General features: G+C 63.3%; 19 protein-coding genes, 2 rRNA genes and 1 pseudogene. 12 read left to right on the forward strand and 10 right to left on the reverse strand.

Going from position 1 to position 23,867, the window contains the following annotated elements; genetic code table 11:
• The first annotated feature begins 44 nt into the window (after window positions 1–44).
• From J2S97_RS19265 to J2S97_RS19280, 4 genes are all read left to right on the forward strand, one after another.
• Window positions 45–3,191 (forward strand): 23S ribosomal RNA (locus tag J2S97_RS19265).
• Between the two features lie 213 nt (window positions 3,192–3,404).
• Window positions 3,405–3,521, forward strand: a 5S ribosomal RNA gene (gene rrf / locus J2S97_RS19270).
• A 546-nt stretch (window positions 3,522–4,067) separates the two neighbouring features.
• The gene (locus J2S97_RS19275; RefSeq protein WP_307051550.1) at window positions 4,068–4,907 is read left to right on the forward strand and encodes an SDR family NAD(P)-dependent oxidoreductase; all 840 of its coding nucleotides are present in this window, start codon (window positions 4,068–4,070) and stop codon (window positions 4,905–4,907) included.
• A 137-nt stretch (window positions 4,908–5,044) separates the two neighbouring features.
• Window positions 5,045–5,563 (forward strand): hypothetical protein, encoded by a 519-nt coding sequence (locus tag J2S97_RS19280; protein WP_307051551.1) that lies wholly within the window; start codon window positions 5,045–5,047, stop codon window positions 5,561–5,563.
• Between the two features lie 80 nt (window positions 5,564–5,643).
• Here the strand turns inward: J2S97_RS19280 and J2S97_RS19285 are convergent, their stop codons facing one another.
• From J2S97_RS19285 to J2S97_RS19300, 4 genes are all read right to left on the reverse strand, one after another.
• Complete coding sequence (locus tag J2S97_RS19285; protein WP_307051552.1) at window positions 5,644–7,788, reverse strand: putative bifunctional diguanylate cyclase/phosphodiesterase; 2,145 nt, start codon at window positions 7,786–7,788, stop codon at window positions 5,644–5,646.
• A 112-nt stretch (window positions 7,789–7,900) separates the two neighbouring features.
• Window positions 7,901–8,461, reverse strand: coding sequence for a cysteine hydrolase family protein (locus J2S97_RS19290; protein WP_307051646.1), 561 nt, complete (start codon window positions 8,459–8,461; stop codon window positions 7,901–7,903).
• Window positions 8,462–8,620: 159 nt separating this feature from the next.
• Entirely contained in the window at window positions 8,621–9,997 is a 1,377-nt protein-coding gene (locus J2S97_RS19295) for a UDP-glucose dehydrogenase family protein (protein ID WP_307051553.1), read from the reverse strand.
• Window positions 9,994–11,202: a glycosyltransferase family 4 protein gene (locus J2S97_RS19300; protein WP_307051554.1), complete on the reverse strand. Its 1,209-nt coding sequence runs from the start codon at window positions 11,200–11,202 to the stop codon at window positions 9,994–9,996. The genes J2S97_RS19295 and J2S97_RS19300 overlap by 4 nt, the downstream gene beginning before the upstream one ends.
• Before the next feature lie 315 nt (window positions 11,203–11,517).
• On the opposite strand from J2S97_RS19300, the gene J2S97_RS19305 reads away from it, so the two are divergent.
• The 6 genes from J2S97_RS19305 (at window position 11,518) to J2S97_RS19330 (ending at window position 18,264) form a co-directional block, all read left to right on the forward strand.
• Window positions 11,518–13,065: a sugar ABC transporter ATP-binding protein gene (locus J2S97_RS19305; RefSeq protein WP_307051555.1), complete on the forward strand. Its 1,548-nt coding sequence runs from the start codon at window positions 11,518–11,520 to the stop codon at window positions 13,063–13,065.
• Window positions 13,062–14,111 carry an ABC transporter permease gene (locus J2S97_RS19310; RefSeq protein ID WP_307051556.1) on the forward strand — a complete coding sequence of 350 codons (1,050 nt, stop codon included), beginning with the start codon at window positions 13,062–13,064 and terminating at the stop codon, window positions 14,109–14,111. The genes J2S97_RS19305 and J2S97_RS19310 overlap by 4 nt, the downstream gene beginning before the upstream one ends.
• Window positions 14,104–15,198 (forward strand): ABC transporter permease, encoded by a 1,095-nt coding sequence (locus J2S97_RS19315; RefSeq protein ID WP_307051557.1) that lies wholly within the window; start codon window positions 14,104–14,106, stop codon window positions 15,196–15,198. Before J2S97_RS19310 ends, J2S97_RS19315 begins: the two co-directional genes overlap by 8 nt.
• Before the next feature lie 68 nt (window positions 15,199–15,266).
• On the forward strand, window positions 15,267–16,331 hold the full coding sequence (gene rhaS, locus J2S97_RS19320; RefSeq protein ID WP_307051558.1) for a rhamnose ABC transporter substrate-binding protein: 1,065 nt from the start codon (window positions 15,267–15,269) through the stop codon (window positions 16,329–16,331).
• 110 nt (window positions 16,332–16,441) lie between these two features.
• The gene (locus tag J2S97_RS19325; protein WP_307051559.1) at window positions 16,442–17,890 is read left to right on the forward strand and encodes an L-fucose/L-arabinose isomerase family protein; all 1,449 of its coding nucleotides are present in this window, start codon (window positions 16,442–16,444) and stop codon (window positions 17,888–17,890) included.
• Window positions 17,887–18,264: an L-rhamnose mutarotase gene (locus J2S97_RS19330; RefSeq protein ID WP_307051560.1), complete on the forward strand. Its 378-nt coding sequence runs from the start codon at window positions 17,887–17,889 to the stop codon at window positions 18,262–18,264. Before J2S97_RS19325 ends, J2S97_RS19330 begins: the two co-directional genes overlap by 4 nt.
• A 71-nt stretch (window positions 18,265–18,335) precedes the next feature.
• On the opposite strand, the gene J2S97_RS19335 is transcribed toward J2S97_RS19330, so the two are convergent.
• Window positions 18,336–18,602 carry a hypothetical protein gene (locus J2S97_RS19335; protein ID WP_307051561.1) on the reverse strand — a complete coding sequence of 89 codons (267 nt, stop codon included), beginning with the start codon at window positions 18,600–18,602 and terminating at the stop codon, window positions 18,336–18,338.
• An 86-nt stretch (window positions 18,603–18,688) separates the two neighbouring features.
• A complete protein-coding gene (locus J2S97_RS19340; RefSeq protein ID WP_307051562.1) occupies window positions 18,689–19,693 on the reverse strand; it encodes a hypothetical protein in 1,005 nt (334 codons plus the stop codon).
• Between the two features lie 177 nt (window positions 19,694–19,870).
• Here J2S97_RS19340 and J2S97_RS19345 point away from each other — a divergent pair, with 177 nt between their 5' ends.
• Window positions 19,871–20,050: a hypothetical protein gene (locus J2S97_RS19345; RefSeq protein WP_307051563.1), complete on the forward strand. Its 180-nt coding sequence runs from the start codon at window positions 19,871–19,873 to the stop codon at window positions 20,048–20,050.
• Between the two features lie 73 nt (window positions 20,051–20,123).
• Window positions 20,124–20,915, forward strand: coding sequence for a ZIP family metal transporter (locus tag J2S97_RS19350; RefSeq protein WP_307051564.1), 792 nt, complete (start codon window positions 20,124–20,126; stop codon window positions 20,913–20,915).
• Window positions 20,916–20,939: 24 nt separating this feature from the next.
• Here J2S97_RS19350 and J2S97_RS19355 read toward each other — a convergent pair whose 3' ends face one another.
• The 4 genes and pseudogenes from J2S97_RS19355 to J2S97_RS19370 all read right to left on the reverse strand — a co-directional run bounded on the left by J2S97_RS19355 (window position 20,940) and on the right by J2S97_RS19370 (window position 23,797).
• On the reverse strand, window positions 20,940–21,188 hold the full coding sequence (locus J2S97_RS19355; protein WP_307051565.1) for a hypothetical protein: 249 nt from the start codon (window positions 21,186–21,188) through the stop codon (window positions 20,940–20,942).
• Window positions 21,181–22,632, reverse strand: a complete 1,452-nt coding sequence (locus J2S97_RS19360) for a flotillin family protein (protein ID WP_307051566.1) — start codon at window positions 22,630–22,632, stop codon at window positions 21,181–21,183. Before J2S97_RS19360 ends, J2S97_RS19355 begins: the two co-directional genes overlap by 8 nt.
• Before the next feature lie 268 nt (window positions 22,633–22,900).
• A pseudogene (locus J2S97_RS19365) lies at window positions 22,901–23,158 on the reverse strand (4Fe-4S dicluster domain-containing protein); the annotation flags it as partial.
• A gap of 177 nt (window positions 23,159–23,335) precedes the next feature.
• On the reverse strand, window positions 23,336–23,797 hold the full coding sequence (locus tag J2S97_RS19370; protein ID WP_307051567.1) for a DUF4383 domain-containing protein: 462 nt from the start codon (window positions 23,795–23,797) through the stop codon (window positions 23,336–23,338).
• Window positions 23,798–23,867: the final 70 nt, after the last annotated feature.

A 23,867-nucleotide genomic window follows, 5' to 3' on the forward strand; every position in this document is an offset into this window, starting at 1 on the left:
TGGTTTCTGTGGTTCTCTCGAAAATTAGTTTTTTGATCTTTTGTGGTCAAGTTTTTAAGAGCACACGGTGGATGCCTTGGCATTAGGAGCCGAAGAAGGACGTAGGAATCTGCGATAAGCCTGGGGGAGTCGATAACCGGACTGTGATCCCAGGGTGTCCGAATGGGGAAACCCCGCCAGGGGCGCGAGCTGCCTGGTGACCCGCATCTGAACACATAGGGTGCGTGGAGGGAACGCGGGGAAGTGAAACATCTCAGTACCCGCAGGAAGAGAAAACAATAGTGATTCCGTTAGTAGTGGCGAGCGAACGCGGATCAGGCTAAACCGTTCCATGTGTGATAGCCGGCGGGCGTTGCATGGTCGGGGTTGCGGGACTTCCCGTTCCAGTTCTGCCGGACTGGTGAGGTGAGTAGTACAGGCATAGGTGAACGGTCTTGAAAGGCCGGCCAGAGAGGGTGTGAGCCCCGTAACTGAAATGTTGTGTACCGCCTGGGAAGTATCCCAAGTAGCACGGGGCCCGAGAAATCCCGTGCGAATCTGTCAGGACCACCTGATAAGCCTAAATACTCCCTAATGACCGATAGCGGACCAGTACCGTGAGGGAAAGGTGAAAAGTACCCCGGGAGGGGAGTGAAACAGTACCTGAAACCGTGTGCTTACAATCCGTCGGAGCAGTCGCGATTTATCGCAAGTTACTGTGACGGCGTGCCTTTTGAAGAATGAGCCTGCGAGTTAGTGTTACGTCGCGAGGTTAACCCGTGTGGGGCAGCCGTAGCGAAAGCGAGTCTGAATAGGGCGTTGCAGTGGCGTGATCTAGACCCGAAGCGAAGTGATCTACCCATGGCCAGGTTGAAGCGACGGTAAGACGTCGTGGAGGACCGAACCCACTTCAGTTGAAAATGGAGGGGATGAGCTGTGGGTAGGGGTGAAAGGCCAATCAAACTTCGTGATAGCTGGTTCTCCCCGAAATGCATTTAGGTGCAGCGTTGCGTGTTTCTTACCGGAGGTAGAGCTACTGGATGGCTAATGGGCCCTACAAGGTTACTGACGTCAGCCAAACTCCGAATGCCGGTAAGTGAGAGCGCAGCAGTGAGACTGTGGGGGATAAGCTTCATAGTCGAGAGGGAAACAGCCCAGACCACCAACTAAGGCCCCTAAGCGTGTGCTAAGTGGGAAAGGATGTGGAGTTGCGAAGACAACCAGGAGGTTGGCTTAGAAGCAGCCATCCTTAAAAGAGTGCGTAATAGCTCACTGGTCAAGTGATTCCGCGCCGACAATGTAGCGGGGCTCAAGTACACCGCCGAAGTTGTGGCATTCACATTTTATCCAAGCCGCCTCCTTGTGGGGTTGGTTCAGGAGTGTGGATGGGTAGGGGAGCGTCGTGTGGGCAGTGAAGTCGCGGTGTAAACCAGCGGTGGAGCCTACACGAGTGAGAATGCAGGCATGAGTAGCGAAAGACGGGTGAGAAACCCGTCCGCCGAATGATCAAGGGTTCCAGGGTCAAGCTAATCTGCCCTGGGTAAGTCGGGACCTAAGGCGAGGCCGACAGGCGTAGTCGATGGACAACGGGTTGATATTCCCGTACCGGCGAAAAACCGCCCATGCTGAACAGGGGATACTAACCGCCCGAGACCTGCCCGACACCCCTTGTGGGTGAAGGGTTTTGGTGGAGCGCGGGACCTGATCCTGGGAGGTAAGCGTATTAACAGGTGTGACGCAGGAAGGTAGCCGAGCCGGGCGATGGTTGTCCCGGTCCAAGGATGTAGGGCGAACGGTAGGCAAATCCGCCGTTCATGATGCCTGAGACCTGACGGGACCCCCGTAGGGGGGATTCGGTGATCCTATGCTGCCTAGAAAAGCATCGACGCGAGGTTTTAGCCGCCCGTACCCCAAACCGACACAGGTGATCAGGTAGAGAATACTAAGGCGATCGAGAGAATTATGGTTAAGGAACTCGGCAAAATGCCCCCGTAACTTCGGGAGAAGGGGGGCCCCAACCTTGATGGACACATGCTGTCCGGAGGGGATCGGGGCCGCAGAGACCAGGGGGAAGCGACTGTTTACTAAAAACACAGGTCCGTGCGAAGTCGCAAGACGATGTATACGGACTGACTCCTGCCCGGTGCTGGAAGGTTAAGAGGACCGGTTAGCCGCAAGGCGAAGCTGAGAATTTAAGCCCCAGTAAACGGCGGTGGTAACTATAACCATCCTAAGGTAGCGAAATTCCTTGTCGGGTAAGTTCCGACCTGCACGAATGGAGTAACGACTTCCCCGCTGTCTCAACCATAAACTCGGCGAAATTGCAGTACGAGTAAAGATGCTCGTTACGCGCAGCAGGACGGAAAGACCCCGAGACCTTTACTATAGTTTGGTATTGGTGTTCGGAGTGGCTTGTGTAGGATAGGTGGGAGACGTTGAAGCCCGGACGCCAGTTCGGGTGGAGTCATCGTTGAAATACCACTCTGGTCACTTTGGACATCTAACTTCGGCCCGTAATCCGGGTCAGGGACAGTGCCTGATGGGTAGTTTAACTGGGGCGGTTGCCTCCTAAAAAGTAACGGAGGCGCCCAAAGGTTCCCTCAGCCTGGTTGGCAATCAGGTGTCGAGTGTAAGTGCACAAGGGAGCTTGACTGTGAGAGAGACATCTCGAGCAGGGACGAAAGTCGGGACTAGTGATCCGGCGGTACATTGTGGAATGGCCGTCGCTCAACGGATAAAAGGTACCTCGGGGATAACAGGCTGATCTTGCCCAAGAGTCCATATCGACGGCATGGTTTGGCACCTCGATGTCGGCTCGTCGCATCCTGGGGCTGGAGTAGGTCCCAAGGGTTGGGCTGTTCGCCCATTAAAGCGGTACGCGAGCTGGGTTTAGAACGTCGTGAGACAGTTCGGTCCCTATCCGCTGCGCGCGCAGGAAATTTGAGAAGGGCTGTCCTTAGTACGAGAGGACCGGGACGGACGAACCTCTGGTGTGTCAGTTGTACTGCCAAGTGCACCGCTGATTAGCTACGTTCGGATGGGATAACCGCTGAAAGCATCTAAGCGGGAAGCTCGCTTCGAGATGAGATTTCCATACACCTTGTGTGTGAGAGGCCCCCAGCCAGACCACTGGGTTGATAGGCCGGATGTGGAAGCGAGGACTAACGACTCGTGAAGCTGACCGGTACTAATAGGCCGATAACTTACACCACACACCACCCCCGCAAACCCATTCAAAAGGGGTTCGCACCCAGGGGGCGGTACAAAGAAACAAGACTGCTTGCGTCCACTATGTGGTTCCCAAACAACAAACCCGTTACACGGCTTGTTGCAGGGAACAAAACCACAACTAAATAACAACACCACTAATGTTGTAACCACAGATTTCCCAACCCCCGCACACACGGGGGTCCGGGTCAAAGGGTTACGGCGGTCATAGCGTGGGGGAAACGCCCGGTCCCATTCCGAACCCGGAAGCTAAGACCCACAGCGCCGATGGTACTGCACCCGGGAGGGTGTGGGAGAGTAGGTCACCGCCGGACAACCATTAGGTCGAGAGCCCCAACCAGGCAACTGGTCGGGGCTCTCCCACTTTAACCACCCAAACACACCCCACAGCGACCCAATCCCACAACCTGCACGTTCCAGGGCGGACGCTCTCGCACATCCTGCAGCCAAACGCGCACCCTCCCGCACTTCCTGCACGTTCCCGGGCGGACGCTCTGCACTTCATGCAGTGAAAACCGAGACGCTCTCGCACTTCCTGCACGCTCCGGGCAGACCCTCTCTCACTTCCCGCAAAAGACCGGCCAGCGGCACCCAAGCCCCACACCGCCGTCGTAATTCAGCACAAACTGAGAGAGCATCGGTGAATTTCACCCAGGAAGTGAGAGAGCATCCACGAATTTCACCCAGGAAGTGAGAGAGCGTCGGTGAATTTCACCCCGGAAGTGAGAGAGCGTCGCGGATTTTTCACCCAGGAAGTGAGAGAGCATGCTCGGAACACCAGCGGCGCCACCCTCGTTGTACTGATCGGGCTTCGGTACGCCGGGCATCGGCATGCTCCACCATTGACTGGGAGACACTTCATGGCTGCACGGACCATCGTCATAACCGGAGCGAGCGACGGCATTGGAGCCTCCGGTGCACGGACGCTGGCGAAGGCAGGGGAGCGGGTCGTCGTCGTCGGCCGTTCCGCGGAAAAGACCCAGGCGGTGGCGGAAGAGATCGGCGCTGATTATTTCGTCAGCGACTTCGCTGATCTGTCCCAGGTGCGCACGCTCGCCGCGCAGCTGAGGGAGAAGTACCCGCGAATCGACGTCCTGGCGAACAATGCCGGCGGGATCATGGGCAGGCGAGAGCTGACCGTGGACGGCCACGAGAAGACTTTCCAGGTGAACCACCTGGGACCGTTCCTGTTGACCAACGAGCTGATGGACGTCCTGACGGCCAGCAATGCGACCGTGATCAACACGTCGAGCGCGGCAAACGCGTTCGGGTACGTGGATATCGATGATCTTGACGCCGCAGCCAAGTATTCCACCAACAAGGCATACGGCACTGCCAAGCTCGAAAACATCCTGTTCACCACTGAACTGCACCACCGGTACAACGCTGCCGGCCTCTCCACGGCCGCCTTCCACCCCGGCGGCGTGGCCACCAACTTCGCGGCGGAATCGACCAGCTGGTTCCGGTTCGCCTACAAGACATTCATCAAACGGTTCATGCTCACCCCGGAGCAGGGGGCCGATACTCTCGTCTGGCTCGCCACCACCACGCCCGGGCAGGACTGGGTCTCCGGTGCGTACTATGCCAAGCGGGCGATGGCCAAAGCCAACAAGCAGGCCTACGACGCCCAGCTAGCGCGGCAGCTGTGGGATCGAAGTGAAGCACTCGTCAGCACGGACAAGATCGACCAGCGACATTAACCCCGCTGTGGTCCGACCTCTAGGCCTACGGGCAGAGCGTGCGCTTCCCGAGCCGGGATATCCACATAGCGCCCAGCCTCCGTTCCGCTTGCCCCTGGCCCCCCATAGCGTGATGTCATTCGCTATGAGGGGGAACCATGAAGAAGTTCATCGCTGCGCTGGCTATCGCTACCGCATTGGGGCTGGTTGGGTGCTCACTGCCGGTGGCGGCGGCGGCGTCGTCCACCGCTGCATCCGAACCGGTCTCCGCTCCTTCTTCCGAACCGGCGCAGGGTCTTGAGCAGCCCACCGAAGCGTCTTCGGATCCACCCAACATCATCGTCCAAAGGCCGGCGCCGGGCGATCAGGAGTCTGTGCCTTCTGTTCCCGCTATGAGTGTTGACGAGGTCTGCAGTGCATGGAAACAAGGCTTCAAGGTCCTCAACGAGGGCAGCGTTCCGGCCAAGGAGTCCATGGCGGCCTTGGAGGAGGCAACCGCAGCAGCCCCTCCCGAAATCCGGGTCCAATCAGGCATCGCGACGCGGATCCTCTGGGGCCAGATCCTGTATCCCAGCAATCAGCCGGCATCGGCGGAGACGATGGGGCATCTCGCGGCACTGCGTCAGGCCTGTTACGACCTGACCGGAATCGATGTGGTCGAGGGGCTCGACGAGTAGTGCCGCGCACCGCGCCGGGACCGTCGCCTCGCCGACCCCGTAGCCTCGCCGACCCCGTATCCCGTCGCCCGTCGGCGTGGTCAGCCTTCCAGCCGGACGCCCCGCATCTCGTCGATGGCGTCGGCTGAGCGCAGCAGCGTGAGCTCCAGGCCGGACTCAGGCTCAGGGTGGGAGAACAGATACCCCTGTAGGGAGTCGCAGTCCAGATTGGTCAGGTAAGTCGCCTGGGCTGAGGTTTCGATGCCTTCCGCAGTAACCGTCAGGCCCAGGCTGTGGGCCATGTTGATCATGGAGTTCAGGATGGGCAGCTTCTCGGCACCGGTGCGGACCATGGAGACGAAGGAGCGGTCTATCTTCACTGCGTCCACGGGAAGATCCTGCAGCCGCCCAAGCGAGGAGTATCCGGTGCCGAAATCGTCCAGCGCCACGCGTACTCCGGCGTCACGGAGCAGGTCCAACTGCCGGATCACATGCACATCCGGATCGAAGAAGACGCTCTCCGTCACTTCCAGGACCAGCTGCCTCGGATCCGCACCGCAGGTGGCTGCCAGCTGCAGAACGTCGTCGGCAAACTTGCACTCCTTCAGCTGCACACCCGAAACGTTGACGGCTACGGAGCGTGTGGCGTCGGCAGCAAGCCACGGTTGCAGCTCGGTGAAACTGTGCCGTAAAACCTGCAGGCCAATGGCCGAGATCAGCCCGCTGCGCTCCGCCGTCGGGATGAACTGTCCGGGCGACACCATCTCCCCGTCCCGTTTCCAACGGGCCAGCGCCTCGAACTGGACTACATCACCGTGCCGTGGTGAGATGACCGGCTGGTAGTGGACAAAAATCTGGCCGCTGTCGACAGCCATCCGCAGCCCGGCCTCCATGTCCGTGCGCTGCACGAGCGCCGTCATCATGTCCGGCTCGAACCGCATGTACCTGTTCTTGCCGGCGGCTTTGGCAGCGTACATGGCGACGTCGGCCTGGCGGAGCAGCTCGGAGACCGCCACCGTCTCGCTGCCCAGCGAAGCCAGGCCCAGGCTGAGGCTGGGCCGCAGCATGGTGCCGTCAATCCACATCGGCACATTTAGTGACGCGACGATGCGCTCCGCGACGGCATCCGGTTCCGGTGAAGCTGTCAGCAGCACCACGAATTCGTCTCCACCCAGGCGGGCAACAGTGTCATCGGGACGGACACACGAACGGAGCCTGCGTGCCACCTCCGTCAGCATTTCGTCGCCGGCATGGTGACCGAGGATGTCGTTGACCTCCTTGAAGTCGTCCAGGTCCAGCAGCAGGACGTCCACGGAGATGGCCCGGTCGCCGCGGAGCGCTTCGGCGAGCTGGTCGTTGAAGAGCTTGCGGTTGGCGAGCCCGGTCAACGGGTCCTGGAACGCCAGCGCCTTGAGCTGCGCTGCCTGCTCTGCGAGATCGGCCATGGCCCGCTTTGCCTGGTCCTGCGCCGCGAGGCGCGGCGTAACGTCGCGGAAGCTCCACACGCGACCCACCACCTTATCCGCCACCTTCTGCGGGCGCGAGTACCGTTCGAAGGTCCGGCCGTCGATGAATTTCAGAATGTCGTTGCTCTCCGCCAGCGGGTGGGAGTAGAGCTCGTGGACCTTATCCAGAAAGCCTTGAGGATCCTCCAGGAGCCCGAGCACATAGCCGATCACGGCTTCGTCGTCGTGTGTGGCCAGCAACTCGCGCGGAATGCCCCACATGGACACGAACTGTTCGTTGACACCGGCGATCTGGCCATCTGTACCGACCACCAGGATGCCGTCAGCGGTGGACTCGAGCGTGGCGCTGAGCAGGGACATTGCTTCGCGCAGCCCGTCGTCGGGTTCCTCACGATGCTGCATGGCCCGGACCGACACAGACATGCACAGGCCCGCGGCCGTTTCCAGGAGAGCGCATGCGATCTCGCCCTTGAATTCCGTGCCGTCTTTCCTGAGACCGTACGCCTCGAACGGCGAGCTGTATGCGGATGCCTGTTCCGTTCGGAGAAGCTTGAACAGGCGCTGGAAGCCCATGCGGTATCCCTCGGCAAGAATGACCCGGTGGTCCCCACCGACAAGTTCCTGGCGGGAGTAACCGAAAAGACACTCGGCCGCGGCGTTGATAAGGATGATGGTGCCGTTCTGGGCAAGCACCAGCAGGGCGTCCGGAAGTGAATCGATGATGGCCTGATAATCAGTGCCCGAGAAGGTCCTTGGTTCCTGGCTTTCGTGCACCACCATCACAGGACCCTAAAGACCACGTGAGACCGCAATTTCTTCATAGAATGTCCTCCCCTCCGCACATCATAGAGGGCGAAGACCAGAACCGCTTGTCATATGGAAAACTGAAGTCTCAACGCTGGGGCCCGTCGAGTAGGGCCTCAATCTGCGGAAGGCTGAGTGCTTCTTGGCGGTACTCCTTGGACAGTATTGACAGCAGCGCCTCTGCGGATTCGCGATCCTCCGAGCCAGTGGCATCCGTGGCATAAATGACGCGGATGTTGTGCCCGAACGCATCGGCGCCGGTCTGGGCGACACAGTTGTGCGTGGACACCCCGGCGAGCACAATCGTGTCCGACTCCCAGTTCCGCAGTCGCCACAGGAGGTCGGTTCCCAGAAAGGCACTGTCCCGGGTCTTGACCAGTTGGGGCAAGCCGGCCGTCACGAGACCTGGGACGAAGTCCGCCTGCTCCGAGCCCCGAAAAATGAAGCCTTGGTCGTCCTCAAGCATGTTGAGCGTCCAGGTCGATTTGTCGCGTTCGTGTTCCGTCTTCACCAGCAGGACTTTTGCGCCGCTGCGGCGGGCCGCATCCATGAGTGCGTTGCAGGCCTCGACGAGTTCATCCTTGCGCCGGCCCAGGGCAGGATCCTCAAAGTAGGCATTCTGCATGTCGATAACAACAACCGTGATCACCATTGACCCTCCCGCCGTCCGGCAAAACATCAGGGTGCCGCGGGATCACCGCCTCGGGAGAGGGTGATCGCCCGGCTCCCGTGAATCTTACCGCTGAGTGTGTTGCCGCCTCGATAGTGAACGGCATGGCCCGCGCCCCGCCGCGAACGATCCGGACAGTTACGCCCTGCTGGCCGAGGGAACATCCATCACCGCGTTGGCCCCCGTCCCGAGCCCCCTCACGGTCCAGCCCGCCGCCCGCCAAGCTGCAGCGTCCAGCACATTGCGCGCGTCCAGCACCGTCCGGCGTCGTACCAGCGCGCCCGCAACCGCCGGAGACAGCGAACGGTATTCGTCCCATTCAGTCAGCAGTAACACCAGCTCGGCGCCCTCGAGGGCGCGGTCCGTGCATTTCTCGAACCGCAGCTGCGGGTACCGCATCCACGCGTTGTTGATCGCCTTCGGATCAGTCACCGTCACATGGGCGCCGGCAGCGGCCAGTTGCAGGGCGACGTCCAGGGCGGGGGAGTCGCGGATGTCGTCGGTTGCCGGCTTGAACGCAGCCCCCAGCACCGTCACCGTCCGGCCGGCCAGGTAGCCGCCGCACAGCTCGGCGGCGATCTCCACGGTCCGCTGCCGCTGGCCCAGGTTGATGGCATCCACCACGCCCATCCACTCGTCCACCGAACCCACTCCGAGGGCTGCAGCCTGAGCCCGGAAACTGCGGATGTCCTTGGGCAGGCAGCCGCCGCCGAACCCCAGCCCGGCATGCAGATACCGGCCGCCGATCCGCGGGTCCATGCCCATCGCCTCACCCAGTTCGGTGACGTCCGCGCCGGAGGCATCGCACAGCTCGGCCATCGCGTTGATGAAGCTGACTTTCGTGGCCAGATACGCGTTCGACGCCGACTTGATCAGCTCCGCTGTGGCGAAGTTGCACACCAGCCGCGGAATCCCGGCGCGCAGCAGCGGCTCGTAGACGGCATCCATCGCCGCCGTCACGCCGCGGCCGGCCCCGCTTGTGCCGTCTAACGCTGCAGCCTTCCCGCCCGGTACGCCGTAAACCAGGCGGTCCGGCACCAGCGAATCCTTCACCGCGGTGCCCTGCCGCAGGAACTCCGGGTTCCAGCCCAGCAGCACGTCCGGGCGTCCGGACAGCAGGCCGGCCAGCATCTCGACCGTCCCCACCGGGACCGTTGACTTACCCACGACGGCGGAGCGCCGGGCCAGATGCGGAAGAAGGCTTTCGGTGGCGGACACCAGGTAGCTGAGGTCGGCGCCGTCGGACGTTTTGGACTGCGGTGTGCCCACGCAGAGGAAGTGTACCTGCGCGCCGGCCGCGTCAGCGAAAGCCGTGGAGAAGGTGAGCCGGCCGCTGGCCCGGCCGTCCTGCAGGAGCTCGTCCAGTCCCGGCTCGAAGAACGGGGCGAAGCCGCGGGCCAGCTGGTCCACCTTGGCCGCGTCGACGTCGATGCCCACCACTGTGTGGCCCATCGACGCCAGGGTTGCTGCGTGCACGGCACCGAGGTAGCCGCAGCCGATCACGGAAATTCTCACAGGGACACTCCTCGTTTGGTTTGAACAGGCGTAGCCAGCGGCGCAACCACCGGAACGCGGCGGCTTTCACTGTGCACGGGCTCCACCACCGGTTCACCGGCCATCACCGCCCGGTAGTGGCGCACCAGCTCCGCACTCAACGCCGGCCACGTCCGCCCCTGGACCGAGGCGTGCGCTGCCGCTGCGAACGCACGGCGCTTGGCGTCGTCGCCCATCAGGTCCATGACGTGTGCACGCAGCCCGGCCAGGTCGCCGGGTTTGTACAGCCAGCCCGTCCGGGAATTCTCCACCAGGTCCAGCGGGCCGCCGCGCCCTGTGGCCACCACCGGCACGCCCGATGCCATGGCCTCCTGGATGGTCTGGCAGAAGGTTTCGAACTCGCCGGGATGCACGAACAGGTCGAAGGACGCCACGGCCCTAGCCAGCTCCTCGCCGCCCAGGAAACCCGCAAACACGGCGTTCGGCAGTGCTTCCTGCAGCGCCTCCCGCTGGGGGCCGTCGCCGACGATCACCAGCCTGGTGCCCGGTACGTCGGCCAGCACGGCCAGGTCCTCCACCTGCTTTTCAACGGCAAGCCGGCCCACGTAGCCGATGATCCGCTCGCCGCCAGGGGCCACGGAGGCCCGCCACCCGTCGTCGCGCTTTCCCGGCGCAAAGCGCGCGGTATCCACACCGCGCCGCCACATGTCCACCCGCAGTACACCACGGCCGCGCAACTGGTTCAGCGCGAAAGTGGACGGCACCAGCGTCCGGGAAGCCAGCAGGTGGATGTTCTCCACCCGGTTCCAGGCCCAGTTCTCCATGAACGGCACCCCGTAGCGCGCCGCATAACTGGGAACCTCGGTCTGGTAGATGGCCACAGTAGGGATCCCCAGCTGGTGTGCCGCCTGCACCGCCCGCCAGCCGAGCACGAACGGGGACGCGAGGTGGACAACGTCCGGCGCGTAATCGGCAAGGATTCTCTTGACCCGGTTCACACCGCCCAACGCCACCCGCACGTTCGTGTACCCGGCCAGCGGCACCGACGGAAGCCTGTGCACGAACGCGCCGTGCACCACATCCAGGACCTCTGTGTCCTGCGTCGACGGGGCGATCACCATGACGTCATCGCCCCGTTCCTGCAGATGCTCTAGCACCCGAAGGATGGAGTGCGTAACCCCGTTCATCAGTGGCAGGAATGATTCGGCAACAATTGCGATCCTCACCCCTCCACGGTGCGGGGGCCGCGTTGCCTAACGGGGGAGCGGGAATGACGCGGAGTAGAAGGTTGGGTTAACAGCGGGGCCGCGTTGAAGCACGACGACGACGGCGGCGGCGCTCGCCGCCGGGGCGCCGTCCGCGACGAAACCGTCGCGGCGGATGTTCCTGCAGCCCGGCTATTGAAACGAATCAATCACAATCCGCCAAAGCCCCGAAGGCCTCTATTGACGACGCCACATGAGGAGCCTATGATTCAAATCACAGGTCAATGAAACGATTCATTTCTTAGCTCAGCAAACCCCAAAGGTGCGGTTTATTTTATGCAGCAGATCTCCAACGTCGAACCGGCAGAATCCGGGAAAAAGCAGGAACAGGCGGTCCTCTCACTCACCCACGCGGCCAAAACCTTCGGCCCGGTGGTCGCGCTTGCTGACGGCACCGTCGAAATCCGGCCAGGGGAGATCCATGCACTCGTCGGCGAGAACGGCGCCGGGAAATCCACCCTCGTGAAGATCCTCGCCGGCCTTCACAACCCCGACTCCGGAGACTTCAGGCTCAGCGGCGAGCCCGTCCACTTCCGCAACGTGGCGGAGAGCAAGGCCGCCGGCATTTCCGTCATTTACCAGGAACCCACACTGTTCCCGGACCTGACGGTGGCGGAAAACATCTTCATCGGACGCCAGCCCAAAGGACGTTCCGGGCTGATCAGCCGCGCGCAAATGCGGCGCCAGGCCAGCGAACTGTTCCAGCGGCTCGGGGTGCCAATCGATCCCTCCCGTGTGGCGGAGGGACTGTCCATCGCCGATCAGCAGATCATCGAGATCGCAAAAGCCATCTCCATGGAGGCCAAAGTGCTGGTCATGGACGAGCCCACCGCCGCACTCAGCGGCGTGGAGGTGGACCGGCTCTTCGCGGTTGCCCGCGCCCTCCGCGACAAGGGGACCGGCATCCTGTTCATCTCGCACCGGTTCGACGAGGTTTTCGATCTGTGCGACCGGATCACGGTCATGCGGGACGGACGCTACATCGCCACCCACCGGACGGCCGACGTCACCGTGGAGCGGATTGTCCGTGAAATGGTGGGCCGTGACATCGGCACGCTGTTCCCGAAGACCGAGGCGGAGATCGGGAAGACAGTCCTGAACGTGGACGGGATCAGTTCCGCCGGCGTCTTCCGGGACATCAGTTTCGAGGTCCGCGCCGGGGAGATTGTGGCCCTGGCCGGGCTGGTAGGGGCCGGCCGCACCGAAGTGGCCCGCGCCGTATTCGGCATCGACTCCTACGACTCGGGCCACATCACGGTGGAGGGCAAGCCCCTGAAACCCCGGGACCCGCAGGCCGCCATCGCCGCCGGCCTGGGATTCGTCCCGGAGGACCGCCGCAAGCAGGGCCTGGTCATGAACCTGTCCGTTGCCCGGAACGTCACGCTCACCCTCCGCAACAAATTCGTGACAGCGGGACTCATCAACGGCGCCAAAGAGCGCCGCGCCGCCCAGGAATGGAGCCGGCGCCTGCAGGTCAAGGCGGGCTCGCAGGAACACGCCGTCTCCACACTCTCCGGCGGCAACCAGCAAAAGGTGGTGCTGGCCAAATGGCTGGCCACCGACCCCAGGCTGCTGATCATTGACGAACCCACCCGCGGCATTGACGTCGGCACCAAAAGCGAGGTTCACCGCCTGATCTCGGACCTTGCCGGCCGCGGAATCGCGATCCTGATGATCTCGTCCGAACTTCCCGAGGTCCTCGGCATGGCAGACCGTGTCCTGGTGATGCGGGAGGGCCGGATCACCGCCCACCTGAGCCGCGCCGAGGCAAACCCCGAATCCGTCATGCACGCGGCCACATCTTCCACAGGAGTCACCGAATGAGCTCGGCGCTGGACAACAGGAAAACAGGTACGACGACGGCGGGCGCCGGCCGCAGCCGCGGCGCCCTGGCCTCGTTGCTGCGGTTGCGCGAACTGCCCGTCCTGATCGCCCTGGCCCTGCTGGTGCTGATCACCTACCTGAACAACCCGCTGTTCCTCTCACCCCAGGGCGTGAAGGACCTGCTCCTGAACGCCACGATCATCATGATCCTGGCCGCCGGGCAGACGCTGCTCATCATCACGCGGAACATCGATCTTTCCGTCGGCTCCATGCTGGGACTGGTCGCCTTCGGAACCGGGTCCCTCTTCGCCGCGATGCCGGATCTGCCGATCATTGCGGTCCTGGCAATCGGGATGGCCTTTGGCGCCCTCCTCGGAACCTTCAATGGCCTGCTGGTCACCGTGGCCAAAGTGCCCGCCCTGGTGATCACCCTGGGCACGCTCTACGTCTTCCGGGGGCTGAACAACGCGTGGGCGGGCGGCAAACAGTACTTCGCCGGGGACCGGCCGGACGCCTTTGGGGCGCTGTCCGTGGACACTGTGTTGGGCTTTCCCATCATCACGCTGCTGGCCATCGCCGTGGTCATCGCAGTGGCCGTCTACATGTCCGGCACCCGCCCCGGCCGGGACCTCTACGCCATCGGTTCAGATCCCGAAGCGGCAAAGGTGTTTGGCATCAAGGTGTCCAAGCGGGTGTTCCTGGCTTTCCTGGCGAACGGGGCCCTTGCCGGCCTCGCGGGTGTGCTCTACGCAAGCCGCTTCAACTCCGTTGGCGCCACCACCGGCGCAGGAATGGAGCTCGACGTCGTCGCAGCAGCCGTAGTTGGCGGCGTGGCCATCTTTGGCGGCAGCGGCTCAGTGGCCGGCGCAGCCCTCGGCGCCCTGCTCCTCACCACAATCACCAGCTCCCTCACAGCACTGCGGGTGGACAAGTTCTGGCAGCAGGCCATCGTGGGCATCCTGATCCTCGTGGCCATCATCATCGACCGTGTGGCCAGCCTTCGAACAGCCAAGAAACTACGGATAAGCGAGGCCCGGAATGTCTGAGACCACCACCCCCCGGAGTGACGCTCCGGCGGCGGCCCCGGGGCCCATTGCGGACAGCAGCAAACCGCTCGCGTCCGAGCCCAAAGGCCGGACGGGCGCGGCGCGCATCCTGGCCAGCCGCGACGCGATCACCATCTATGCCCTGATCGCGTTCCTGATCTATGCGGCCATCGCCATCCCGCGTTTTGCCTCGCCGGTCACCACGGGATTCCTCCTCCTGGACGTTATCCCGGTCCTGCTGATCGCAATGCCAATGACGCTGATCATCATCACGGGGGAGATAGACCTCTCCGTGGCGAGCACAGCCGGCCTCACCAGCGCCCTGATGGGCGTGCTCTGGGCAGGCGGGATGGACATCTGGCTGGTACTCGCCATCAGCCTGCTGGCAGGAGTGGCGGCCGGGATGTTCAACGGCTTCCTCATCGCCGTCCTCGGCCTGCCGTCGCTCGCGGTCACCATCGGCACCCTGGCACTCTTCCGCGGGCTGGCCCTCGTGGTGATCGGAGACAACGCGGTGGCCAACTTCCCGAAGGACCTGACCGCCTTCTTCACCTCCAAGCTCGGCGGCACCGGCATCCCCACGGTGATGATCGGCGTCGTTCTTGTGATGCTGTTCTTCGGCATCCTGCTGCATTTCACGCCCTTTGGGCGGGGCCTGTTTGCGATGGGGTACAGCAAGGAAGCCGCCACCTTCGTGGGAATCAACGTGGCACGCAGCAAATTCTGGCTCTATGTGGGATCAGGGGCCGTTGCCGCCCTGGCTGGCATCTATTGGACGCTGCGCTACACCAGCGCCCGCAGCGACAATGCCTCCGGTCTGGAACTTGCCGTCATCGCCGCGGTGCTGCTCGGCGGTGTGTCGATCTTCGGCGGCAAGGGATCCATCCCGGGCGTTATCGCCGGCGTCCTGCTCATCGGCACGCTCAACTATGCCCTTCGGCTGGGACGGGTGTCCGACGTCGTCCTGATCACCGTGACCGGGCTGCTGCTCATCTTCTCAGTGGTGGCACCCAGTGTCGGAGCCGCCATCAGGGAATGGCGGCACACCAGGCGGGTCCGCCGAAACTTCAGCCGCACCACGACCTGACCTGCTGCCTAACCTCACCTGCTAACCCCACCAGCAGCCAAACCCGCACGAGGAACAAAGGAAGAACAATGATGTTGAACCGAAAGAAAACAGGCCAGGCCCCCCGTCTGGCGAGTCTTGTCGCCCTCACAGCCGCAGCCGCGCTGGCCCTGACCGCCTGCGGCGGCGGTGGCGGGGGAACCGGCGGGGGAACCAGCCCCGCAGCGGGAGGGGACCAGAAAATCACCTTCATCCCCAAGCAGCTGAACAACCCCTACACCGACGTCGTCCTGGGCGGCGGCAAAAAGGGTGCCACGGAAGCAGGGTTCGCCTCCTCCCAGGTGGTCGGCCCGCTGGAGGCATCCGCCTCCAGCCAGGTTTCCTTCATCAACGCCGAGACACAGGCCGGTACGAACGTCATTGTGATTGCCGCGAACGATCCCGACGCCGTCTGCACGGCCCTGGGCGAAGCGCGCTCCGCGGGCGCCAAAATCGTGGCCTTCGACTCCGACGCCAACCCCGACTGCCGCGACGTCTTCATCAGCCAGGTGGTCGCCAAGGATGTGGCCCTCATCCAGACAAAACTGATCTCCGAGCAGATCGGGGGCAGCGGCGAAATCGCCATCCTGTCCGCCACGGCAAACGCCACGAACCAGAACGAGTGGATCAAGTTCATGGAGGAGGAACTGAAGTCCAATCCGGATTACAAGGACATCAAACTCGTTGCCAAGGTCTACGGCGATGACGATGACACCAAGTCGTTCCAGGAAGCCCAGGGCCTGATGCAGGCCCACCCGAACCTGAAGGGCATCATTTCGCCCACCACGGTGGGCATTGCGGCCACCGCCCGGTACCTCTCCACGTCCGCCTACAAGGGCAAGGTGGCGCTGACCGGGCTGGGCCTGCCCAATGAAATGCGCCCGTTCGTCAAGGACGGAACCGTCAAGGAGTTCGCGCTGTGGGATCCGGCCCAGCTTGGCTACATTGCTGCCTTTGCCGGAAAAGCGCTCACTGACGGCAAGATCACGGGAGCGCCGGGCGACAAGTTCACTGCCGGGGAACTTGGCGACCGCACGGTTGAAGAGGGCGGCCTGGTGATTGTGGGACCACCGACGGTCTTCAACACCGAGAACATCGACAAGTACGACTTCTAGCGGTACGGCGTCCAGTCAGCGGGACCTCGAGCGGGATCCTGCCGGGCGGGCCTTGACAGCCCGCCCGGCAGTTCCCGCGGTTCCTTTTCCGTTCCGAAAGGCCCCTTGCGATGAACCAGAAAGTCTCCGCCGCCCAGCTCCTGCAGCCGCACCGGCGCCGCCCCACCCGCATCGGTCTGGTGTCCGGAGGGCTGGGCGCTTACTGGCCCCAGTTCCCGGAGCTCCTGCCCCAGCTGCAGGAATCAGCACGGTATGTCACCGGCCGTTTCCAGGATCTCGACGCGGATGTCATTGACGCCGGTTTCATTTCCGACGCCCAGGAAGCTGCAGCGGCGAGCGAAAAGCTGCGCATCGCGGACTGCGACCTGATCGTCATCTTCCTCACCACCTACCTGACCTCCTCCATGGTGCTGCCCATCGCCCAGCGTTCCCGGACGCCCGTGCTGGTGATCGATCTTCAGCCCACAGAAGCGATGGACCACGCGAACTTCGACACCGGGAAATGGCTTGCCTACTGCGGGCAGTGTCCGGTGCCTGAGGTGGCGAACGTGTTCCGCCGGGCAGGGATCGACTTCCGCTCCGTCTCCGGGCACCTCAAGCAGGAAGCCGCCTGGGAGCGGATCAACCAATGGGTCCACGCGGCAGGCGTCCGCGGCCGGCTTCGGAACGCCCGGCACGGGCTCATGGGCCACCTCTATCCCGGCATGCTGGATGTAGCCACCGATCTGACCACCGTGTCCACCACCTTCGGATCCCACGTGGAGGTGCTGGAATTCGACGACCTGCGCGAACGGGTGAACGCGGTGACCGATTCGGAAGTGGCCGGGCGGCTCGCGCTGGCCCGCGAACTGTTCGTGCTGGATGACTCCGTGAACGACGACGACTTCGCCTGGGGCGCCAAGGTCTCGGTGGGCCTCGACCGCCTCGTGGAGGACTTCGACCTTGACTCGGTTGCCTATTATCACCGGGGGCTCGCGGGGGAACAGCACGAGCGGCTGGGAGCAGGCATGATCCTTGGCTCCTCCATCCTCACCGCCCGGGGCATCCCGATGGCGGGCGAGTATGAGCTGCGGACCTCCATCGCCATGCTCGCGGCGCAGGCCATCGGGGCCGGCGGCTCCTTTACTGAAATTCAGGCCCTCAACTTCGTCGACAATGTAGTGGAAATGGGGCACGACGGCCCGGCACATCTGGCCGTGTCCGCGAAGGACCCGCTGCTGCGGGGCCTAGGTGTCTACCACGGCAAGCGCGGCTGGGGCGTCTCGGTCGAGTTCGACGTCCGGCACGGACCCGTCACCACGTTCGGCCTCGGCCAGGACCGCGACGGCAGCTACGTCTTCGTCACCTCTGAAGGTGAGGTGGTCCCCGGCCCGCACCTGGCCATCGGCAACACGACGTCCCGTGTGGACTTCGGCGGCGACCCCGGACTCTGGGTGGACGAGTGGAGCCAGACGGGCATCGGGCACCACTGGGCTCTGTGCGTGGGACACCGTGCCGCCGACATCAAGGCCGCGGCGTCCCTGCTGGGCATCGAACACCGGCACGTGGCGCTCCGATGACAGCCGGGGCTCCCCGCCTGCAGCGTGTCTGCTTCCAGCTCCAGGTCAAGGCAGGGCTCATCGACGAATACGCGCGCCGTCACGCCGAGGTCTGGCCGGAGATGCTCCGGGCGCTGAAGGACACAGGCTGGCACAATTATTCGCTCTTCCTTCGTGCCGACGGCCTGCTGATCGGCTACTTCGAGACGGAAGACCTCGAGGCAGCCCGGGCGGGGATGGCAGCCTTGGAGGTCAACTCCCGCTGGCAGGCGGAGATGGCCCCGTTCTTCGAGGAGCTCAGCGGCGCCCCGGACGAAGGCTTCCTCCAGCTGACCGAGGTCTTCCATCTTGAAGACCAACTGGCTTCGGCCGCTGAGGCATCCCCTGGAACCTGACCCCCAAGGCCCGGATGCTGCCCCGTACCACCCCCAGACGGGCGCGGGAGAGCATCCGGACCGGTCCCGGGTCAGCGGCCGGCCGCCGAGCCGGCCCGGTTCATCGGGTCGGGCCAGTTGCCGATGGATGCCTTCATGGTGTTGGGCCACCAGCCGATGCGTGCGTTCATGGGGCCGGGGTTCATCGGGTCGGGCCAGTTGCCGATGGATGCTTTCATGGTGTTGGGCCACCAACCGATGCGTGCGTTCATGGGGTCGGGCCAGTTGCCGATGGATGCTTTGGCAGGTGCGGAACGGACGATCGGGGTTGCACTGAAGAGCTGGCTGTAGGTGGACATGACTTTTCTCCTGACTGAGTTTTTAATTCCGTACGCCGACGGCGTCGGTGGCCATGCTCTGCCTAAAAGAGGCAGAGATGACCTTCTCAGTCGGGGGAAGACCCCGGATCAAATGACGGGCTGGCGGCAAGAATCAGGGCCGCGTCGGGCATGAGGCCGCAGAGGTCATCGTGCCGATTGCTCCAGAACTCCGCGACATCGGACGAAGCCTCGGCACCGGCACTGCCGGTACCTGCCGCTGCGGAACCGGACTGGTTCTGCAGCACGGCGAAGCGGAATACCCGTTCGGGTTCCGGCGCGTTGGCCGGCGCCGGCGCTGCAGAAACCGCGTAGCCGATGGTTGCCGCCATCGCACGTAGCGCCTGCGTATTGGCCAGGAACTCCAGCGGCGAAACCGCGCGCCGTGCCGGCTGCTGGGCGGCGCCGGTGTGCCTGGCCGTATGCGAAACGGACCGGGCGGTTGTCTCAAGGTCGATGCCGGCAGGTGCCTCCGTCACCGCGTCAAAGCCCGGCCGCGGCACGGTTGTCACGGGCGAACGCCCGGGGACAGTCACTTCCGGTATGTGCACCGGTGTCTCCGGCAGCGGAACCTGTGGTCCCGGAACAGTAGGAATTGGCACCGTGGGAACCGGCAGCGTCGGCTGAACGCCCGGCAACGACGGTGCCAGCGAATCCACCCCTGAGACGACTGTGTCGGCCGTGTCGCTCACTGTGTCGGTGACTGTGTCGGCAGGCACCTTGTCGGTGTCGCTGGGCGGCGGAGCGGCCTTGTTCACTTCAGCGGCCACCGCGTCACTAGCCTCGCCGAGTACCGGGTCCACGACGTCAACCACGGCCGTCGCTGTGCCGGAGACCGGAAACGGCACAGCGGCGACCGGGGCTGGAACATCCTTGATTGCCGGTGCAAGCGTGCTGCCGGTCTCTTGGAGCAGTGAGACTGTTCCCTGCTCGATCGCGGCCAGCGGGTTCGGGTCTTCGGATGCGGCGTTCGCGGAGCCAGCGGCCCACGCTAACCAGGCAACGGTCAGCAGGACGGCGAACAGAAATGGGCGCAGGGCAACCAGGCAACAATCACGCAAAGTGCCGCCCATCCAGATCACCCCCCAGTGGCAATGGAAGATCAGGATACGCCCGGTGCTGTCCGCCGTCCAGACCTCCGCGCTTACGGGCCCAGGATTGTTGTCGGGCGCCGTGCCGCTGTGCTGGGCTCTGGTCCATCGGCAGCCGGATCAGACGGACGTAAAATTGTAAATAGAGGTGTTACAGAAATGTCCGGGCCAATCGTCGTCGTCCTTCTTTTCCTCGCCGTTGTTGCCCTCGTAGGGGTCATCGGAACGGTGGTGGTGGTCATTCGCGACGGCCGCGGGCAGCTTCCGCGTGAGCAGTCCGACCGCCCGTGGATGGCCGGAAACCTGCCCAGCGTTCCCTACTCCGTGTGGCGGTTCTGACCTCGGTTGACACGGGTAAAGCCGCAACGTCACGGCCCTGTTGCACGGACAGCACGGCTCCTATACTGACGGGATGTCGACATCGCTGCTGTTCGGTGTTGTGGCATCCAGCGCGCTGGTGTTGGGTGCATTCATCGGTGCACGGTTCGAGCTCCCCAAGCGCCTTCTTGCCATCCTCCTGTCCTTCGCCGCGGGCGCCCTGATAACAGCGTTGACTTTCGAGCTTTTTGAGGACGCTTACGAGCGGGGCGGGATCGTCCGGGCCGCGATTGGTCTCATGGTGGGCGCCATAGTGTTCACCGCGCTGAGCGCAATCCTCGACCGCTGGGCACAGCCCGGTTCCCAGGCAACGCCGGCAGATGAGTTCAGGGGCAGTGCCAAACTGGACACGGACGCTGCCGCTTCCGACCGCCCGGCCGGCAAGGTCTCCACCCGAGGCGCTGCCGGCATGGCACTGCTCGCCGCCGTCACCCTTGACGGTGTTCCCGAGAACATAGCCCTTGGCGTCTCCCTGGGTGAAGGCACCGGGGGGCTTGCCTTGCTCGCGGCCATCTTCGTCTCGAACCTGCCCGAAGCGCTGGTGGGAGCCTCGTCGATGCGCAGCCAGGGCAGGTCCGCGGGCTCCATCATGGGTCTCTGGTCGGTTTGCGCCGCCCTGCTGGTGATCGCCGTCGTGGTCGGTGCCGGGCCGTTGTCCGGCAGCGACCCGCGAACCATCTCGCTGCCCTTGGCGTTCGCCGCCGGTGCCGTGATCGCCTCGCTCGCCGACACGCTGATGCCCGAGGCGTTCGAACACGGCGGTCCGGCCGTGGCGCTCAGCACAGCCGCCGGCTTTGTCCTCTCCTTCGTCCTTTCGCTGGCGTGAAGTGAAGCTGACGCGAAGCCTGACTCACCGCCCGCCGTCGTGCCTTAACACCTCCGGAAGCTCGTCCACGTAGACCGTCTGCGGCGGATCATAGTAGATGACCAGCACTTCGTCGCCCACCGGAAACTCACTGACCTTGTCGAACGGGTGTGCATGGAAGGCCATGATGCCGCCGAGATAAGGCAGCATGACTTCGCCGATGGTGCCCGGGCCGATGCGCCCGGTCACCCGCCCGATCTTCCCGGTGAGGCTGCGGTCAACGTTTTTACGCATCGGGGGCTTTCGCCGGGTGCCTGCCGTCGCCTTGAGCGGAGGCTTTCCGTGAGTTTTTGAGCGCGGAAGAAAGGGCAGGCAGGTAGTCGCCCACCTGGGCGAGGATCCCGCCGAGCATCCGGTTGACGCCTTCGCCGCCGTTCAGCACCGTCATCTGGCCCACGTGCGAGAACGGCTCAGCTGCCGCGGCGATGATGGCCGGCATGTTCTCGGCAAGCTGCTGCGAAATGACGGCGTCCTGATTGGTCCCGAGTGCCTCGGCGCGGGCCTTGATGCCATCCGCCTCGGCCAGCGCCTTCGCCTTGATGGCCGACGCGGCAGCCTCACCGCGCGCTCGGGTGGCTGCGGCCTCAGCCTCGCCGGTGACCTTGGTGGCGCCGGCCGCGGCCGCCGCTGCGGTGGCATTGGCCTGGGCCTGGAGTTCCGTCCGCCGGGCGTTCACCTGGGCTTCGAGTTCGGTGCGGCGGGCAAGTGCCTCGGCGGCGCTGATGTCGGCTGCCTTCTGGCCTTCGGCATCCGTGCGTTTGGCGTAGGCCTTGGCGTCGGCGGGCTTGCGGATGGTGGTCTGAAGCTTCTGCTCTTCACGGTCCGCCTCAAGCTTGGCCACTTCGGTTTCCTGGACCACCACCTGCTGGCGCGCCGTTGCGTCCGCCAAGGGGCCGGCCTGGGCGGCATTGGCCTTGGCCCGTTCGGCGTTGGCCTGCGCCACCGACTGCCGGATGGCCGAAACGCTTTGGGCGTCTGCGATGAGCGCCGCCGCCTCCGCTTCCTTCTCCGCGGCCTCGCGGTTCCTGGTGGCCTCGGCGATGCGGGCTTCCATCTTCACCTGGGCAATGTGCGGCTTGGCTATGTTCTGGATGTACCCTGTGGGATCCTGCAGGTCCTTGATCTGGAGCGAATCCACCACCAGGCCAAGCTTCTCCATCTCCACGCCGCTGGCGCTGCGGACCAGCGAGGCAAGCTTGTCCCGTTCGCGGATGATTTCCTCCATCGTCATGCTGCCGATGATTGACCGCAGGTGGCCCTCGAACACGTTGTAGACCTGGCTTTGCATTTTGGGCTGCTGGCCGAGGAATCGCCTGGCAGCATTTGCAATGAAGGGCGGCGCATCACCGATTTTGTAAATCACGATACCTTCCACAGTCACTTGGATGCCCTGCGAGGTAACACACGAAACTTTGAGCTCAGTTTCATTCAGCGTGAGCGACAAAGTGCGGACGGTCTGAAGTCCGGGGAATACCAACGCACCCTTGCCCGTGACGATCTTGAAGTCCATTCCGGCCCGGGTTTCCAGGGTTCCGCGCGTCAGTCCGGAGATGATGAGGGCCTCGTTGGGTTCAGCCACTTTCCACATCAGTTTTATTGCCACCCAAATAAAAACAATGACGAGAATCGCCCCAATGAGGGCGGCAATTAGCGGGAAGAATGCTGACAAGTCCGGCATGACCAGGTCCTTTCGGGGTTATGGAACAGGCATCGCGGTAAAGCCCCAATTGATGCAGCTGCATATTCCCTGCCGGCTTGAATGCGGGTAATTCCGGCCTGCCGGGCCAGCTGTTGTAGACAGTCTGATTGGCGCCCGCCCAAGAGTCCAGAGTCTGGGCGATATTTGCCTGCGGCAACGGCCTTGAAGCGCGAAAAAGCCGCTCCCTCAGTTGGGGTCTGAGGAAGCGGCAGTCTTTTCGGTGGGGCTCAAGTGTCCGTTCGCGCTTCTAGTGGGCGGGTTCGGCCACCGGATGGGCTGCGATCACCGGATGGTCGCGACCCAGGTTACCGAGGGACGAGGCACCCTGCGGGGACCCCAGCTCCTCGAAGAACTCCACGTTTGCCCGGATATAGTCCGCCCACTCATCCGGAACATCGTCCGCGTAGTAGATGGCCTCCACCGGGCACACCGGATCGCACGCGCCGCAGTCCACGCATTCGGACGGGTAGATGTAGAGCGACCGTTCGCCCTCGGGTAGCTGGTCTGCTCACGGTCCGCCGTCGGCCCCTTCAGCGCAATGGGGCTCCCTTAACGCAAAAAGCTGGTGCAGCCGCCTGCAACTACGCAGGGCAACTGCACCAACCGGTGGTTAAAACATTTCAGATTGCTATGAATCGTTCCTCATTAGCGGCTCCTTATGTCCCGGCTTACGCGATCCGGGTTACCTGCGGTCCTCGGCCAGATGCCTCGAGAGGATCCAGCCGGCGCCAATCATCAGCACGCCCAGCACCATGTGGGTCCAGTTATCCATAGTGTTCAGCGACAGGAAATTGGCCGCCGAATCCACTCCGACACTGAGCCCGAAGATGCTGAGGACGATGTACAGCGCACCAAAGCCCATGAGGAAGTTCCGGGCACCCATTCCACTGCGGGACATCGCCCAGCCCGTTGCACCGATGACCAGCTGCACGATGTTCAGCAGCATGGATACCTGGAACAGGCTAAGGAACATGGCGTGCGAATCGGGCCCAAAGAACCTGAGTTCGCTGTACTGCTGGGTAATGCCCGGGATGAACGCCAGGACACCCACCAACATCAGGACAATACCTACACCCATGCCAACGTTCTGGACATCCGTACGCCCAAAGTGAACGCCATGTGCATGTGGGGATGCGGTAGTCATTTTTCTGCCTCCAACCACTGATTGCGGACATTCCAATTTTACGGCTGAGTAATGAAAAAAGCGCTCGGGG

The sequence above is a fragment of the Arthrobacter oryzae genome, assembly GCF_030812315.1.
Taxonomy (GTDB): domain Bacteria; phylum Actinomycetota; class Actinomycetes; order Actinomycetales; family Micrococcaceae; genus Arthrobacter; species Arthrobacter oryzae_B.

Coding starts and splice junctions, on each gene's coding strand:
- J2S97_RS19370 (WP_307051567.1), bottom strand. CDS start 23,797: ATGACTACCGCATCCCCACATGCACATGGCGTTCACTTTGGGCGTACG.
- J2S97_RS19275 (WP_307051550.1), top strand. CDS start 4,068: ATGGCTGCACGGACCATCGTCATAACCGGAGCGAGCGACGGCATTGGA.
- J2S97_RS19310 (WP_307051556.1), top strand. CDS start 13,062: ATGAGCTCGGCGCTGGACAACAGGAAAACAGGTACGACGACGGCGGGC.
- J2S97_RS19315 (WP_307051557.1), top strand. CDS start 14,104: ATGTCTGAGACCACCACCCCCCGGAGTGACGCTCCGGCGGCGGCCCCG.
- J2S97_RS19280 (WP_307051551.1), top strand. CDS start 5,045: ATGAAGAAGTTCATCGCTGCGCTGGCTATCGCTACCGCATTGGGGCTG.
- J2S97_RS19330 (WP_307051560.1), top strand. CDS start 17,887: ATGACAGCCGGGGCTCCCCGCCTGCAGCGTGTCTGCTTCCAGCTCCAG.
- J2S97_RS19305 (WP_307051555.1), top strand. CDS start 11,518: ATGCAGCAGATCTCCAACGTCGAACCGGCAGAATCCGGGAAAAAGCAG.
- J2S97_RS19350 (WP_307051564.1), top strand. CDS start 20,124: ATGTCGACATCGCTGCTGTTCGGTGTTGTGGCATCCAGCGCGCTGGTG.
- J2S97_RS19340 (WP_307051562.1), bottom strand. CDS start 19,693: ATGGGCGGCACTTTGCGTGATTGTTGCCTGGTTGCCCTGCGCCCATTT.
- J2S97_RS19325 (WP_307051559.1), top strand. CDS start 16,442: ATGAACCAGAAAGTCTCCGCCGCCCAGCTCCTGCAGCCGCACCGGCGC.
- J2S97_RS19285 (WP_307051552.1), bottom strand. CDS start 7,788: ATGGTGGTGCACGAAAGCCAGGAACCAAGGACCTTCTCGGGCACTGAT.
- rhaS (WP_307051558.1), top strand. CDS start 15,267: ATGATGTTGAACCGAAAGAAAACAGGCCAGGCCCCCCGTCTGGCGAGT.
- J2S97_RS19335 (WP_307051561.1), bottom strand. CDS start 18,602: ATGTCCACCTACAGCCAGCTCTTCAGTGCAACCCCGATCGTCCGTTCC.
- J2S97_RS19345 (WP_307051563.1), top strand. CDS start 19,871: ATGTCCGGGCCAATCGTCGTCGTCCTTCTTTTCCTCGCCGTTGTTGCC.
- J2S97_RS19355 (WP_307051565.1), bottom strand. CDS start 21,188: ATGCGTAAAAACGTTGACCGCAGCCTCACCGGGAAGATCGGGCGGGTG.
- J2S97_RS19360 (WP_307051566.1), bottom strand. CDS start 22,632: ATGCCGGACTTGTCAGCATTCTTCCCGCTAATTGCCGCCCTCATTGGG.